Origin of the sequence: Exiguobacterium sp. s166 (genome assembly GCF_018618855.1) — a bacterium.
GTDB lineage: Bacteria > Bacillota > Bacilli > Exiguobacteriales > Exiguobacteriaceae > Exiguobacterium_A.
The window spans coordinates 1-14837 of record NZ_JACSMU010000011.1 but is presented as its reverse complement, the minus strand read 5'-3'; the positions used below and the strand labels follow the sequence as shown (position 1 = coordinate 14837).

At 48.6% G+C, this 14837-nt stretch carries 15 protein-coding genes; all 15 read left to right on the top strand.

The window, feature by feature from the left end; translation table 11 throughout:
* The first annotated feature begins 17 nt into the window (after window positions 1-17).
* Window positions 18-1262: a tRNA lysidine(34) synthetase TilS gene (gene tilS, locus KNP93_RS15200; RefSeq protein WP_214855991.1), complete on the top strand. Its 1245-nt coding sequence runs from the start codon at window positions 18-20 to the stop codon at window positions 1260-1262.
* Between the two features lie 33 nt (window positions 1263-1295).
* Window positions 1296-1841, top strand: coding sequence for a hypoxanthine phosphoribosyltransferase (gene hpt / locus KNP93_RS15195; RefSeq protein ID WP_012368964.1), 546 nt, complete (start codon window positions 1296-1298; stop codon window positions 1839-1841).
* A gap of 120 nt (window positions 1842-1961) precedes the next feature.
* Window positions 1962-3968: an ATP-dependent zinc metalloprotease FtsH gene (gene ftsH, locus KNP93_RS15190; protein WP_214855988.1), complete on the top strand. Its 2007-nt coding sequence runs from the start codon at window positions 1962-1964 to the stop codon at window positions 3966-3968.
* A 213-nt stretch (window positions 3969-4181) separates the two neighbouring features.
* The gene (locus KNP93_RS15185; RefSeq protein WP_131504484.1) at window positions 4182-4943 is read left to right on the top strand and encodes a type III pantothenate kinase; all 762 of its coding nucleotides are present in this window, start codon (window positions 4182-4184) and stop codon (window positions 4941-4943) included.
* A 10-nt stretch (window positions 4944-4953) separates the two neighbouring features.
* The gene (hslO, locus tag KNP93_RS15180; protein WP_114597445.1) at window positions 4954-5880 is read left to right on the top strand and encodes an Hsp33 family molecular chaperone HslO; all 927 of its coding nucleotides are present in this window, start codon (window positions 4954-4956) and stop codon (window positions 5878-5880) included.
* A gap of 12 nt (window positions 5881-5892) precedes the next feature.
* Complete coding sequence (locus KNP93_RS15175; RefSeq protein ID WP_131504483.1) at window positions 5893-6204, top strand: SurA N-terminal domain-containing protein; 312 nt, start codon at window positions 5893-5895, stop codon at window positions 6202-6204.
* Between the two features lie 79 nt (window positions 6205-6283).
* The gene (cysK, locus tag KNP93_RS15170; protein WP_131973688.1) at window positions 6284-7231 is read left to right on the top strand and encodes a cysteine synthase A; all 948 of its coding nucleotides are present in this window, start codon (window positions 6284-6286) and stop codon (window positions 7229-7231) included.
* A gap of 146 nt (window positions 7232-7377) precedes the next feature.
* Window positions 7378-8766 carry an anthranilate synthase component I family protein gene (locus KNP93_RS15165; RefSeq protein WP_214855985.1) on the top strand — a complete coding sequence of 463 codons (1389 nt, stop codon included), beginning with the start codon at window positions 7378-7380 and terminating at the stop codon, window positions 8764-8766.
* The gene (locus KNP93_RS15160; protein WP_131504480.1) at window positions 8763-9344 is read left to right on the top strand and encodes an anthranilate synthase component II; all 582 of its coding nucleotides are present in this window, start codon (window positions 8763-8765) and stop codon (window positions 9342-9344) included. The genes KNP93_RS15165 and KNP93_RS15160 overlap by 4 nt, the downstream gene beginning before the upstream one ends.
* Window positions 9328-10167: an aminotransferase class IV gene (locus KNP93_RS15155; protein ID WP_214855982.1), complete on the top strand. Its 840-nt coding sequence runs from the start codon at window positions 9328-9330 to the stop codon at window positions 10165-10167. The genes KNP93_RS15160 and KNP93_RS15155 overlap by 17 nt, the downstream gene beginning before the upstream one ends.
* The gene (gene folP, locus KNP93_RS15150; RefSeq protein ID WP_131504478.1) at window positions 10164-10955 is read left to right on the top strand and encodes a dihydropteroate synthase; all 792 of its coding nucleotides are present in this window, start codon (window positions 10164-10166) and stop codon (window positions 10953-10955) included. Before KNP93_RS15155 ends, folP begins: the two co-directional genes overlap by 4 nt.
* Before the next feature lie 2 nt (window positions 10956-10957).
* On the top strand, window positions 10958-11329 hold the full coding sequence (folB, locus tag KNP93_RS15145) for a dihydroneopterin aldolase (RefSeq protein ID WP_214856007.1): 372 nt from the start codon (window positions 10958-10960) through the stop codon (window positions 11327-11329).
* Window positions 11326-11862: a 2-amino-4-hydroxy-6-hydroxymethyldihydropteridine diphosphokinase gene (gene folK / locus KNP93_RS15140; protein WP_026826979.1), complete on the top strand. Its 537-nt coding sequence runs from the start codon at window positions 11326-11328 to the stop codon at window positions 11860-11862. The genes folB and folK overlap by 4 nt, the downstream gene beginning before the upstream one ends.
* Window positions 11849-12844, top strand: a complete 996-nt coding sequence (dusB, locus tag KNP93_RS15135; protein WP_214855979.1) for a tRNA dihydrouridine synthase DusB — start codon at window positions 11849-11851, stop codon at window positions 12842-12844. Before folK ends, dusB begins: the two co-directional genes overlap by 14 nt.
* Window positions 12845-13010: 166 nt before the next feature.
* Entirely contained in the window at window positions 13011-14492 is a 1482-nt protein-coding gene (gene lysS, locus KNP93_RS15130) for a lysine--tRNA ligase (RefSeq protein WP_147269823.1), read from the top strand.
* The last annotated feature ends 345 nt before the right edge of the window (window positions 14493-14837 follow it).

Genomic DNA, 14837 nt, shown 5'->3' with positions numbered 1-14837 from the left:
ATCAAGGGGGACCAGGCATGGGATTCGAGATTAATCTTCCAAAGGAACCGTTGTTGGTTGCTGTTTCCGGCGGCTGTGATTCAATGGTACTGGCACATCTTTTGTATGAAGCGAATCATGATCTAATGATTGTTCATGTTCATCATGGTCTGCGCGAAGAATCGGACGAAGAAGCAGAAGCGGTCCGCGCTTGGGCGGATGCGAGACAAGTGGCTGTTCGGATGACACGACTCGCATGGGATGATCAAACACCGAGCCAGGCGGCTTGCCGGGCGAGGCGTTATGCCTTTTTTCAAGACGTCATGGCTGAGACCGGACGGCGGCATCTTGTGCTCGCACACCACCGGGACGATCAATTGGAGACGTTGTTGATCCAGTTGATCCGAGGGGAAGCAGGCGTCGACGGCATTCCCCGGATCCGTTCTTTTGCGACGGGACAGATTCATCGTCCGTTGTTGACGTACTCCAAACAACAACTGTATTACTATGCAAGAAACCATTACGTGACATGGTATGAAGACGAGACGAATGCCGGAACGAAATATCTCCGGAATCAGATGCGGCACCGGATCCTGCCATTGCTTGCGGAACTTCGCCCGGGTTATGAAGAAGCAACGGTTCAGGCGGCGATATCTCGTCATGAACAAAAACAGGAACATTTCACGTACGTCACGTCCTTTGTCAAAGAACGGATGACGGACCGCGGGCTTCCTCTTGAAGCGATTCAAACACTCCCTTCAGACTTCAAGCGGCTTGTCCTGCGTGCCTTATTACCGGACCGTGACTTTACTTCCGAGGAATACAATCAATTTTTGGCATTGTTACGAGTAGATATGCCGTCCGGCGAAGTGTATTATGGAAACTGGAGGATACAGCGTACATATGGCTACGTGACATGTGTCCGTTGTCCGAGAAAGCACCTGCTCCCGGAAGCATTGGAAGTGGGAATTGATTTGGGCACTTATCATTATGGTGAACAAACGATTGTGTTCTCACGTTCGGCGACCGGTATTCCATTTTCAGCCATCCGTTTTCCACTGACGATTCGACAGCCCTTACCCGGTGACCGGATCCGGTTAGCGGTCGGTACGAAAAAAGTGAGCCGGATTCTTGTGGATGCGAAGGTTCCACGGGGGTTACGGACGGAAATTCCGGTTGTCGTCGATGCGACAGGGCAAGTTCTGGCGGTCATCGGACATCGAATTGCAATATTCGGGTCATTTGAACTCCTCGCAGAATCGTGTTTAATGATAGAATGGTAATGTAGTGTTTAAAATGGAGGAGGAATACCTAGTATGACCTTAATGAATGATATGGAAAAAGTACTGATTTCAGAAGAAGAGATCCAACATAAAGTCGGTGAACTCGCGGGTGAACTGACAGCGGATTACGGAGATCGTTTCCCGCTCCTCGTTTGTGTCCTGAAAGGCGCAATGCCGTTCATGTCAGATCTCGTCAAAAAGATGGACATGCATCTTGAAATGGACTTCATGGATGTCTCGACGTATCACGGCGGTACGACATCGACAGGTGAAGTGAAGATTGAGAAGGATTTAAACACATCCGTAGAAGGTCGTGACATCCTGATTGTCGAAGATATCATCGACAGCGGATTAACATTAGGCTACCTCGTGGACCTGTTTAAATACCGGAAAGCGAAGTCGGTAAAAATCGTAACATTGCTGGATAAGCCAAGTGGTCGTAAAAACGATTTACATGCGGATTACAGCGGTTTTGTCATTCCACATGAGTTCGTTGTTGGTTATGGTCTTGACTATGAAGAAAAATATCGTAACCTTCCTTATGTTGGTGTCTTGAAACCAGCAGTCTACGGCGGCTAATTATTTTTAATCTTGACTGTCACATGATAAGATAAAACCAATTACAAAGCGCGCTTTGCCGCGTTAGGATTCGTATCGATTGAAGAAAATCAATCAGTTGATGCGGAGAGGAGGCCTACGATGAACCGAGCAGTGAAGAATACCCTTGTGTTTGGGGTCATTTTTCTAGCTTTGATCTTGTTTCTGCAATACTTGCAGAGTCCAGTGAACAAAAGCAAAGAAATCAATTACACACAGTTTGTCGAGTCTGTTGAAAAAGGTGATGTGAAGACGGCGACGTTCCAGTATGAGGGACAGACGTACAATGTCACAGGTGAATTACGTGAAAAAGATACGACATATGAAACGGTCGTACCGGCTGTTGATACAGAACTGACGGATTTGTATACGCAATTGCGTAGCCAAAACGTCAAGATGGAATTTAAGGCGGCAGAAACAAACGGTGGTTGGATTGCCCTGTTGACGACAATCGTGCCATTCATCATCATCTTCATCCTATTCTTCTTCCTGATTAATCAAGCACAAGGTGGCGGCGGCGGTGGCCGTGTCATGAACTTCGGTAAATCGAAGGCGCGCCTGTATGATACAGAAAAGAAAAAGATTACGTTTGACGACGTGGCAGGAGCGGATGAGGAGAAACAAGAACTCGTTGAGGTTGTTGAATTCTTGAAAGATCCACGCAAGTTTGCCCGTCTAGGTGCCCGTATTCCTAAAGGTGTCCTCCTTGTAGGTCCTCCAGGTACAGGTAAAACATTGCTTGCCCGTGCAGCAGCTGGCGAAGCCGGCGTCCCGTTCTTCTCGATTTCAGGTTCTGACTTCGTTGAGATGTTTGTCGGGGTCGGGGCATCACGTGTCCGTGACTTGTTTGAAAACGCGAAGAAAAATGCACCATGTATCATCTTCATCGATGAAATCGATGCCGTTGGTCGCCAACGTGGTGCCGGTCTTGGCGGCGGACATGATGAGCGCGAACAAACATTGAACCAACTTCTTGTTGAGATGGATGGATTCAGTGAAAACGAAGGCATCATCATGATCGCAGCTACTAACCGTGCGGACATTTTGGACCCCGCTTTACTCCGTCCAGGTCGTTTTGACCGTCAAATCACGGTTGAGCGTCCAGATGTCGTCGGACGTGAAGCAGTTCTTAAAGTACACGCACGCAACAAGCCACTCGATACGACAGTTGATTTGAAAGCCATCGCGCAACGTACACCAGGTTTCTCAGGTGCAGATCTTGAAAACCTGTTGAACGAAGCGGCACTTATCGCAGCCCGTACAGACCGTGATAAGATTTCAATCGTTGATTTGGAAGAAGCGATCGACCGCGTCATCGCAGGTCCTGCGAAGAAGAGTCGGATCATTTCACCGAAAGAGAAAAAAATTGTGGCATGGCACGAAGCGGGTCATACCATCATCGGTGTCACACTCGATGATGCGGATGAAGTGCATAAGGTAACGATCGTTCCTCGTGGTAATGCAGGCGGTTACGTCATCATGCTTCCAAAAGAGGATCGTTACTTCATGACGAAACCAGAACTTGAAGACAAGATCACCGGATTACTTGGTGGTCGTGTCGCGGAAGATGTCGTCTTTGGTGAAGCTTCCACTGGCGCAAGCAATGACTTCCAACGTGCGACAGGACTTGCCCGTAAGATGGTCATGGAGTTTGGGATGAGTGAAAAACTCGGACCGCTTCAGTTTGGTTCCGGTCAAGGTGGAAATGTCTTCTTAGGACGTGACTTCCAAAACGAACAGAACTATTCAGATGCGATTGCCCATGAAATCGACATGGAAATTCAAGCGATCATCAACCGTTGTTACCAAAAGGCGAAGGCGATCTTGACGGAGAAACGCGATCAGCTTGATTTGATTGCGACGACGTTACTTGAAGTCGAAACACTGGATCAAAAACAAATTCACCATCTCTTAGAGACAGGCGAATATAAAAAACATGAGCCTGCGGCCATTACAGAACCGAAAGCAGACGAGAAAACGCCGGAATCGACGACACCTGTCATCGATCAACCGACAGAATCTCCAACGCAACGCGGCTCTGTCATCGACGAAGGACAAAATGTCGATACGGAAAAACCAGATCAACCACGTCGGGATGATCAAATCTGATTTTCTATCTTCCCGGTCTAATCGACCGGGGTGACGATAGGAATAAGACGGATGATTCGTTCGAGCGAGAGGTCAGCATTCCCAACCGGGGTGCTGACCTTTTTTTATGGAAGTACCAAGCCGCAGTGCGCACTTCGATAGGTGATGCCTAAACTGCGTGGTATAATCACAACGTATAGAATCAGTTATCGTCAGAGAAAAGTGGGGAATCAGATGATTTTAGTAATCGATGTAGGAAATACGAATATCGTACTTGGAGTATATGACGAACAAACACTTGTCGAGCATTGGCGGATTGCGACGGACCGGACGCGGACGACCGATGAATATGGGATGTTGGTGAAAGCCCTGTTTCGAGATGCAGAGTTAAACGTGGAAGATATTGAGGGAATCGTGTTATCATCTGTCGTACCCCCTGTCGTGTTTCCGCTTGAAAACATGTGCGTCCGTTATTTCAACCGGCGCCCATTCGTAATCGGGCCTGGAATCAAGACAGGACTTGACCTGAAAGTCGACAATCCAAGAGAAGTGGGAGCCGACCGGATCGTCAATGCCGTCGCAGCGACGGTCAAATATGATGGTCCTTTGATCATCGTTGATTTTGGAACGGCAACGACCTATTGTTATATCGATGCAAAAAAACGCTATTACGGTGGAATCATTTCACCGGGTGTCATGGTGTCGACAGAAGCACTTTATAATAAGGCGGCTAAATTACCGCGGATTGAAATTGCCAAACCGCAGTCAACGATTGGCCGCAATACCGTACATGCGATGCAGTCCGGAACGTATTTCGGCTACGTCGCGCAAGTCGATGGACTCGTCCATCGGATGAAAGAAGAAATGGGAGAGGCAACTGTCATTGCGACAGGTGGACTCGCCCGACTAATCAGTGAGGAATCTGCAACGATTAAAATCGTCGATCCATTTTTGACGCTTGACGGGTTGCGGATTATCTACGAACGAAATAAGTGAGGGAAAACGAATGAAACGTGAAGAATTATTAGCACAATTAAAAGATGATTATTTGGTAAGAGCATTAGGGTTTAACGGAGAAGTCCGTGCCTTTGCAATCCGTTCAACAAAAACGGTGTACGAAGCACAACTCCGTCATCAGACGACACCGGTCGTCACGGCAGCACTCGGTCGGACATTGACGATCGGTGCCATGATGGGAACGATGCAAAAAGGCGATACCCGTGTCACATTAAAAGTCGAAGGTGATGGTCCAATCGGAAAAATTATCGTCGATGCCGATGCAAAAGGACAAGTGCGGGGATATGTCAGCCACCCGCGTGTCGAGATGGATACGTACGTCAACAGTGATGGTTTGACAAAATTAAAGGTTGGCGATGCGGTCGGCCGCGGAAATATTTCCGTCATCAAAGATTTAGGTCTACGTGATTTCGTCGGTGGTCAGTCTCCGATTCAGACAGGTGAAATCAGTGAAGACTTTACGTATTACTTCGCCGTGTCGGAGCAAAGTCCGTCTGTCGTTGGAGCAGGTGTTCTTGTTTATCCGGAAGATGAGTCGGTCATCGCAGCGGGCGGCTTGATTGTTCAATTGATGCCGGGTGCATCGGAAGAAACGATTGCGGCACTTGAACAACGTGTTGCGGCGTTAAAACCGATCTCGATTCTTGTCGGTGAAGAAAAAACACCGGAAGAGATGTTGAGTCTTGTACTGGGTGAAACGTTTGAAGTGCTGGATACGATTCCGGTTGCGTTCAACTGTACGTGCGAACGTGAAAAGTTAGCAACTGCAATCGTCGCACTAGGACCTGATGAGATTCAAGCGATGATTGACGAAGATGGTGGCGCGGAAGCCGTTTGCCACTTCTGTTCGGAACATTACCAATACGATGTCGAAGAATTACAATCACTTCGCGAAAAATCACTCGAAAGAGCATAAGAGGGTCTGAAAATGGGAACTGTAAACTCTAAGTACTTGTGGATGTTGATTTTCATTTTGTTGCTGACGAATTTTATGACGGGTGCGTATGCATTCATGGGCGAATTGCCGAAAGTCGATTCACCGAAGATTGTCCAGGACAGTATCGGCGGACCGCTTGAGGATGTCGTTGCGTCGGTCGGAGATGAAGAGATTACGCGTGCCGACCTGTATCAAGAGATGCGTAAGGGGCATGAAAAAGAAACCCTCGACCGTCTGATTCAGGAAGCAGTCGAAAAACAGTCGGAAAACGGATCGAAGCCGACAGTAAAGCGCTTTGATTGACAATTTTCATCCAGTCCGTGGATAATTGATCTATCGGATTACTTGGAATTAAAGCTTTTCATTATGAGGAGGAATGGTCATGCGCATTGCGAATTCAGTATTAGATTTAGTCGGCCGCACGCCGATTGTTAAATTAAATCATTTAACAGGACCGGAAGATGCGGACGTGTACCTGAAATTGGAATATATGAATCCGGGGTCAAGCGTCAAAGACCGGATCGCTCTAGCGATGATCGAATCAGCAGAGTCAGCGGGTCACTTAAAAGCAGGCGATACGATCATTGAACCGACAAGTGGCAACACGGGAATCGGACTGGCAATGGTCGCTGCTGCTAAAGGATACCGTTCGATTCTCGTCATGCCGGAAACGATGAGCATGGAACGTCGAACTCTTCTTCGTGCGTACGGTGCGGAGTTGATTTTAACACCTGGTCCAGAAGGAATGAAGGGTGCGATTGCTCGGGCAACGGCAGAGGCGGAAGAGCATGGTTATTTCATGCCGCAACAATTCAACAATGAATCGAATCCTGTTGTTCACGAGAAGACGACCGGACCGGAAATCGTTGAAGCGTTCGAAGGATTGACGCTCGATGCTTTCATCGCCGGAATCGGAACGGGCGGTACGATCACAGGAGCCGGGAAAGTTTTACGGCAGGCATTCCCGGGTATCGAAATCATTGCTGTCGAACCGACGGATTCTCCTGTTCTTTCAGGCGGAAAACCGGGTCCCCATAAATTGCAGGGAATCGGAGCCGGATTCGTTCCGTCGATTCTGGATACTCAGATTTATGACAGTGTCGAGCAGGTGACGACGGAAGAAGCGTTTGATCATGCCCGTCGTGCAGCGAAGTCGAACGGCGTTCTTGGTGGTATTTCTTCCGGAGCTGCGATTGCGGCTGCCTTAAAAACAGCGAAGCGTCTAGGCAAAGGGAAAACGGTTCTCGCCATCATCCCGTCGAACGGAGAACGTTACCTCAGCACACCACTGTATCAAGTGGAAGAAGAGGCGGACAGTTCAAAACTGTAATTTTTTTAACCGAGAGGTACATTCCGATGTAAAGGAATGGACCTCTTTTTATTTGGGCGGGGCAAGCGACTTATGTTTGAGTCCTCCGCCTGTCCGATTTTTTGCGTATAATGAGAGCAGAATAGTTCGGAAGTGGGGGAACGCTCGTGCGACAGACAGTATACGAATCATTTACATGGACAAAGGAACAATTTTATAACCGGTATGTGGAATTGACGGCAGGACAGACAGGACATGTCTGGCTCGAAAGTGGCCGTATCGGATCTTATACGATGGCGGGAGTCCGACCTGTCGGACATATCCGTACGAAAAACGGAGTGACAACGATTCAAGAAGCCGGGGAGCAAAAGCAACGAACAGAGGCGCCGTTTATACTGTTGGAAGAAATACGCGCTCGTTATGCATCGGCTCGTCCGGCAGGAATGCCGCCGTTTTTCGGAGGATTGGCCGGATATGTCAGTTACGATGCCGTCCGCTATCTCGAACGGTTGCCGGAACAGGCGGAGGATGATTTGACAACAGCCGATCTCTCTCTTTACTGGTATGATGAGGTCGCCGTTTTCGATCATCAGGCGGAACGGTTATTTGTAGCCGTCACACGGGATACGGAAGCGGAAGCAACACTTGCTTTGGCAACGGAAGTCGTGTCATGGCGTCAGCCGTGTCCGGTCCCGGTGTTCGCGGCACCGTACGAAAATCAGCTAGACCGTGGACGTTCGTTTGAACGGTCCGCTTTTATAGAGGCAGCAGACCGGATCAAACGTTACATCGAAGCGGGCGATGTCTTTCAGGTGAACCTTGCTGTCCGTCAGCAGGAACCATTGCGGACGACACCGGCGCATATCTATGATGTGTTACGAATGGTCAATCCGTCGCCCTACATGGGTTACTTTGCGGACGAAGAGTTGGTACTCGTTTCAGCGTCTCCGGAATTATTGGTCGAAAAGATCGGTTCATCGCTCGCGACCCGCCCGATTGCCGGAACCCGGCCGCGCGGGAAAGACGAGGTAGAAGATTTTGCACTAGCCAAAACGTTACTCGACAACGAGAAGGAACGGGCGGAACACGTGATGCTCGTCGATCTCGAGCGGAACGATTTAGGGCGCGTCAGCCAGTACGGTTCCGTCCATGTTGACGAACTGATGGTCATCGAAAAATATTCCCACGTCCAGCATATCGTCTCAAACGTCCGGGGAGAGATTGCGGAAGGTGAAACCGGAAGCAGTGTCCTTGCTGCGATGTTTCCAGGCGGGACGATCACGGGAGCGCCTAAAATCCGGACGATGGAAATCATTGAAGAGCTTGAACCGGTCCGCCGGGGAATTTATACCGGCTCACTCGGTTTTATCAGCTGGGCGGATGATGCGATTTTCAACATCTTGATTCGGACGCTTGTCGCAAAAGACGGGATGGCGTATATTCAGGCGGGAGCCGGAATCGTGACAGATTCCGACTCGGAAAGCGAATATGAAGAATCACTCAGTAAGGCGAAGGCGCTTTGGGTCGCCAAAGAATTAGCGGAGGGAACGACATGATTGTACTGATCGATAATTATGATTCATTTACGTATAACTTAGTACAGTACTTTGGAGAGCTTGGACAAGAGATCCGTGTTTTTCGAAATGACGCAATTACGATTGAAGAAATTGAAGCACTCGCTCCGGATCATTTGGTTATTTCCCCAGGACCATGCACTCCGAACGAAGCCGGAATCAGTTTGGAAGCCATCCGCTACTTTGCCGGTCGTCTGCCGATCCTCGGTGTCTGCCTTGGGCATCAGGCAATCGGTCAAGTGTTTGGTGGAAAGGTGGTCCGGGCAAAGACATTGATGCACGGGAAAGTGTCTTTGCTTACCCATGACGGTTCCGGCATGTTTGCCGGAATTGAACAGGAGACACCGGTGACGCGCTATCATTCGCTTGTCGTCGAACGCGAAAGTTTCCCGGACGCCTTGACGATGACGGCAGAAGCAGACGGAGAAATCATGGCCCTTCGTCATAAGGAGTTGCCGATCGTCGGCGTCCAGTTCCATCCGGAAGCGATTTTGACACGTGACGGGAAACAGATGTTAAAAAACTTTTTGGAGTTGACACACTATGTATCTTTGGCATGATGGACAGATAAAACAAGAAGAAGACGTACGCATCTCGCCGCTCGATCATGGGTATTTGTACGGGATTGGGGTCTTCGAGACATTTCGGACGTACGCGGGTCACCCGTTTCTCTTTGATGATCACATCGAGCGTCTCCAGATGAGTTGCGCGGCAATCGGTATCAAATTACCTTACAGACGTGATGAACTATTGGCGGCTGTTGAAGCGTTGTGTCGTGTGCATGGAACGGGAGATCTGTACTTCCGCTTAAACGTCTCTGCCGGTGCCCGTGAAATCGGTCTTTCGATTGAACCGTATGAGCAGCCGACCGTTCTGTTGTATGCGAAATCGATCGGTTCCAGACAGATGGCGGAACGGGCGCTTGAAACCGTTCGTTTGCCCCGGAGTACACCGGAAACAAGTTATCGGTTGAAATCACATCACTACATGAACAATCTGGTCGCCAAACGTCAGTTGTTTAATCAAGAGGCGGAAGGCCTCTTTTTGACAAAAGACGGTTTCATCTGTGAAGGCATCACGTCCAATATCTTTTGGCGTTACGGAGAAAGATGGTATACGCCACCACTTGAGACAGGTGCCCTCAATGGTATCACCCGTCAATTCCTGATGGAAGAGTTGCCTGTCGAGGAACGACTGGCATTGTTGCCGCAATTGACGGAAGCGGATGAAATTCTTTATACGAACTCGGTTCAAGAAGCGGTCGCGGTCTCTTCCTTGGATGGTCGAATATTCCCGGGTCTCGAAGGACACGGATATCAAGCAGTCCGGAGATTGTTTGATGATGCCGTCCAGTCGAAGTGGTCAAGGAGGGAAAAAGGATGACTAAAATCATGGGGATTCTCAACGTGACACCGGATTCCTTTTCTGATGGTGGAAACTATGTGGATATCGAACAAGCAGTCCGGCATGCGAAACAACTCGTCGCGGATGGAGCGGACGCGATTGATGTCGGCGGTGAATCGACGAGACCGGGCGCTTCATTTGTCTCGGCTGAAGACGAAATCGACCGTGTCGTCCCGGTTATTCGACGCTTGAAACGTGAACTGGATATATTGGTGTCGATTGATACGTATAAACCGGAAGTCGCCGAAGCCGCTGTTCGTGCCGGGGCAGACATCATCAACGACGTTTGGGGATCGAAGTGGGGGGACGGCTCGATGGTCGAGGTGGCAGCCCGGCATGACGTCCCGATTATTTTAATGCACAACCGCTTAGAACCTCATGGACCGGATATGCTGGCTGAAGTACGGGCCGATTTGGAAGATTCGATTCGATTGGCGAAACAAGCCGGAGTGTCAGAAAACCACATCTGGTTGGATCCCGGGATCGGCTTCATGAAGACGCATCAAGAAAACCTATTTTTAATGCGTCATCTGTCGATTACTACGGACTTTGGTTATCCGGTCCTGCTTGGGACATCCCGGAAGTCAATGATTGGTCTGACGCTTGGCTTGCCAGCGGATCAGCGTGTCGAAGGGACGATTGCGACAGTCTGCTACGGTATTCAACAAGGATGTGAATGGATGCGGGTGCATGATGTGCAGGCGGTCAAACGGGCAGCCGTTATGATGGATACGATGTTGGCTGCGGAATTACCGGGAGGAGAATGATGATGGATCGGATACAGGTGACCGGTATGCGTTTTTACGGATACCATGGTGTGTTTGCAGAAGAAACGAAGTTGGGTCAACGCTTTAACGTCGACCTGACGATTGGTCTTGATTTATCAATTGCCGGTAAGATGGATGATTTACGCGAAAGTGTCAATTATGCGGAGTTGTACGAAGTCACGAAGCAGGTCGTCGAGGGGAAGCCGTTGCAACTCGTCGAAGCGCTCGCAGACCGGATTGCAGAGCAGGTGCTGTTACTCGATTCCCGAATTCTTGAGACGACGATCAAGGTCATTAAACCGGATCCGCCGATTGCGGGACATTATGAACATGTTGCCGTTGAAATCCACCGGAAGCGGGGCGATTATGCATGAATCGTGCCTACGTCGCACTGGGATCGAATATCGGTGATAAAGCGGGACATTTGGCAGCTGCGATTGACGCTCTGCGTCATCTTCCGACGACACAGGCAATCCGTCCTTCATCCGTTTATGAGACGGCTCCTGTCGGCTATACTGATCAAGATCTGTTTTATAATATGGTGATTGAACTGGAGACAGATTTGCCGGCGGAACAACTGTTGGACGTTCTCCAACAGATTGAACAGCAGGAAGGAAGAAAACGTCTGTTTAAAAATGGGCCGCGGACACTAGATCTCGATATTCTTTTATATAACAGTGAGATGATTCATATGGATGGACTGACAGTACCGCATCCACGTATGCAGGATCGGGCATTCGTATTGGCTCCGCTGGACGAACTCGTATCCTCTTATATTGTTCCCGGTTTAAATCGGACGGTTGCTGAACTCTATCAGGATTTACCGGAAACAGAACGAACAGATGTCAGACGGATTGAGTCGGGATCGATTGAAGGAAGAAGGGAAAAAAAGAATGACAGGATTTAAAATTGGAGAAGTCGAATTGAATAACCGTGTCATTTTAGCACCGATGGCAGGTGTCTGTAATCCTGCGTTTCGTTTGATCGCAAAAGAATTCGGGGCAGGCCTCGTCTGTGCAGAAATGGTCAGTGATAAAGGAATCCTTTATGAAAATGAACGGACGATGCAGATGTTATACGTGGACGATCGGGAAAAACCGCTCAGTTTACAGATTTACGGCGGATCGAAGGAAACGTTGGTCCAAGCGGCTCAGTATGTCGATGCCAATACGAATGCGGACATCATTGACATCAACATGGGATGTCCTGTACCAAAAGTGACGAAGTGTGACGCTGGTGCCAAGTGGCTGCTTGATCCGGATAAAGTCTACGAGATGGTTCATGCCGTCTCCCAAGCGGTTGATAAACCTGTCACGGTTAAGATGCGGACGGGATGGGACAGCCATCATATTTATTGTGTCGACAATGTCCGGGCTGCGGAAGCCGGAGGGGCGAAAGCGGTCGCGATCCATGGCCGGACCCGTTCACAAAAATATGAAGGTGTCGCCGACTGGAATATCATCGGTGAAGCGAAGCGGGCCGTCAAGATTCCAATCATCGGAAATGGTGATGTTCAAACTCCGCAAGATGCGAAACGGATGATTGATGAGATCGGAGTAGACGGTGTCATGATCGGTCGGGCTGCACTCGGGAATCCGTGGATGCTGTATCAGACGATCCAGTATCTTGAATCCGGAACGTTACCGGCGGAGCCGACACCACGTGAGAAGATTGATATTTGTCTCCTGCATGCGGAACGCCTTGTCGCACTAAAAGGGGAGGCGCTTGCGGTGCGGGAAATGAGAACCCATGTCGCCTGGTACTTAAAAGGGTTAAGCGGCAACGGGCATGTTCGTAAAGCATTATTCGATACAGAGACCCATGCCGGACTGCAAAAGTTGCTGCATGCGTATGTCGAAACATTGGAAACGAATGCAGTACATGTGTAACAGGTAAAGTATAGTCGGGCTAACCCGTTTTATGGTACGCTAATGCCATTGAAGATGAGCGAATCGGTTTTGCTAAGAGCTGTCGGTCATACCGGCAGCTTTTTCATCGAAGAAGTAAAAACCATCGTGAACCATTATAAAAGGAGTGAAGACAGTGAGTCAGGACATGGAAATGAACGATCAAATGCAGGTGCGTCTCGGTAAGATGAACGCCATGCGTGAACAAGGACTCGATCCGTTTGGTGCCCGTTTTGAACGTACGACAGATACGACAAGTATTCGTGCCGCTTACGGCGAACACGAAAAAGAAGAATTGGCAGAACTGAAGCCGGACGTCTCGATCGCGGGTCGCGTCATGACGACACGCCGTAAAGGGAAAGTCGGTTTTACGAACGTCCAGGACGTAAACGGTCAAATCCAATTGTATGTACGTAAGGACGATGTTGGCGAAGAAGCGTACGAAATCTATAAAACATGTGATTTAGGTGACATCGTTGGAATCAGCGGATACGTGTTCAAAACGAATGTCGGCGAACTATCGGTTCACGTCACGTCGTTTACGTTACTGACAAAAGCACTACGTCCGCTTCCGGATAAATATCACGGACTAAAAGATGTTGAACAGCGTTATCGTCAGCGTTACCTCGATTTAATCACGAATACAGAATCGCGTGAGACGTTCATCGCACGCAGTAAAGTCATTCGCGGGATTCGTCAGTATCTCGACAGCCTCGGATACTTGGAAGTTGAAACACCGATGTTGCATACGATTGCGGGTGGTGCGTCAGCTCGTCCGTTCATTACGCATCACAATGCACTTGATATGACACTATACATGCGGATTGCGATTGAGTTGCATCTCAAGCGTTTGATTGTCGGCGGACTTGAAAAAGTCTATGAAATCGGTCGCGTCTTCCGGAATGAAGGAATCTCGACACGCCATAACCCTGAGTTTACGATGATTGAGTTATATGAAGCCTACGCGGATTACAACGACATCATGAATTTGACGGAAAACCTGATTGCCCATGTTGCTCAAGAAGTCCTTGGAACAACACAAGTGACTTACGGTGAAGATGTAATCGACTTGTCTGTCGGATGGAAACGTGCCCATATGGCGGATCTTGTCAAAGAAGCCACAGGTGTTGATTTCTTTGAAGAGATTTCAAAAGAGCGTGCCCATGAACTCGCACACGAGCATGGTGTGGAAGTCCAAGCCCATATGACGACAGGACACATCCTTAATGAATTCTTCGAACAGAAAATTGAAGAATCATTGGTTCAGCCGACATTCGTCTACGGTCATCCGGTTGAAATTTCACCACTTGCGAAGAAAAATCCGGAAGACCCTCGTTTCACGGATCGTTTCGAATTGTTCATCGTTCGTCGGGAACATGCCAATGCCTTTACGGAATTGAATGATCCAATCGATCAACGTGAACGTTTTGAAGCACAGCTTGTTGAAAAAGAAGCCGGGAACGACGAAGCGCATGAAATGGATAATGACTTCATTGAAGCCCTTGAGTACGGTATGCCACCAACAGGAGGACTTGGTATCGGGATCGATCGACTCGTCATGTTGTTGACAAACGCTCCTTCGATTCGTGATGTCTTGCTCTTCCCGACAATGCGTCACCAACAAAACTAACCAAAATCGGACTCTCCGCTTCTTTATAGAAGAAAGTGGGGGGTTTTCTTCTTTGTTAATACGGAACATTTCAAAGTAAAAGTAAGCATATTCTGATGTCGAAACGGGAATAATAATTTTTTGAATGTTTTTCTAATAAAACACTTGTACAAATAAAAACCCCATGGTATATTACTTCTTGTGCCGCAAATGGTTGTGACACACCGAAAAAAATATCAGAAAAGTTATTGACAATCGTGTCGGTGACTTGGTAAGATATTAAAGTCGCTGAAAACGACACGACGAACTTTGAAAACTGAACGATGAGGCAAAAAACGTATCTTCGGATACAAACAATGAATGAAG

Excerpts from the sequence above, each read along its gene's own strand:
- tilS (WP_214855991.1), top strand. The coding sequence starts at position 18 with ATGGGATTCGAGATTAATCTTCCAAAGGAACCGTTGTTGGTTGCTGTT.
- hpt (WP_012368964.1), top strand. The coding sequence starts at position 1,296 with ATGACCTTAATGAATGATATGGAAAAAGTACTGATTTCAGAAGAAGAG.
- ftsH (WP_214855988.1), top strand. The coding sequence starts at position 1,962 with ATGAACCGAGCAGTGAAGAATACCCTTGTGTTTGGGGTCATTTTTCTA.
- KNP93_RS15185 (WP_131504484.1), top strand. The coding sequence starts at position 4,182 with ATGATTTTAGTAATCGATGTAGGAAATACGAATATCGTACTTGGAGTA.
- hslO (WP_114597445.1), top strand. The coding sequence starts at position 4,954 with ATGAAACGTGAAGAATTATTAGCACAATTAAAAGATGATTATTTGGTA.
- KNP93_RS15175 (WP_131504483.1), top strand. The coding sequence starts at position 5,893 with ATGGGAACTGTAAACTCTAAGTACTTGTGGATGTTGATTTTCATTTTG.
- cysK (WP_131973688.1), top strand. The coding sequence starts at position 6,284 with ATGCGCATTGCGAATTCAGTATTAGATTTAGTCGGCCGCACGCCGATT.
- KNP93_RS15160 (WP_131504480.1), top strand. The coding sequence starts at position 8,763 with ATGATTGTACTGATCGATAATTATGATTCATTTACGTATAACTTAGTA.
- KNP93_RS15155 (WP_214855982.1), top strand. The coding sequence starts at position 9,328 with ATGTATCTTTGGCATGATGGACAGATAAAACAAGAAGAAGACGTACGC.
- folP (WP_131504478.1), top strand. The coding sequence starts at position 10,164 with ATGACTAAAATCATGGGGATTCTCAACGTGACACCGGATTCCTTTTCT.
- folB (WP_214856007.1), top strand. The coding sequence starts at position 10,958 with ATGGATCGGATACAGGTGACCGGTATGCGTTTTTACGGATACCATGGT.
- folK (WP_026826979.1), top strand. The coding sequence starts at position 11,326 with ATGAATCGTGCCTACGTCGCACTGGGATCGAATATCGGTGATAAAGCG.
- dusB (WP_214855979.1), top strand. The coding sequence starts at position 11,849 with ATGACAGGATTTAAAATTGGAGAAGTCGAATTGAATAACCGTGTCATT.
- lysS (WP_147269823.1), top strand. The coding sequence starts at position 13,011 with ATGGAAATGAACGATCAAATGCAGGTGCGTCTCGGTAAGATGAACGCC.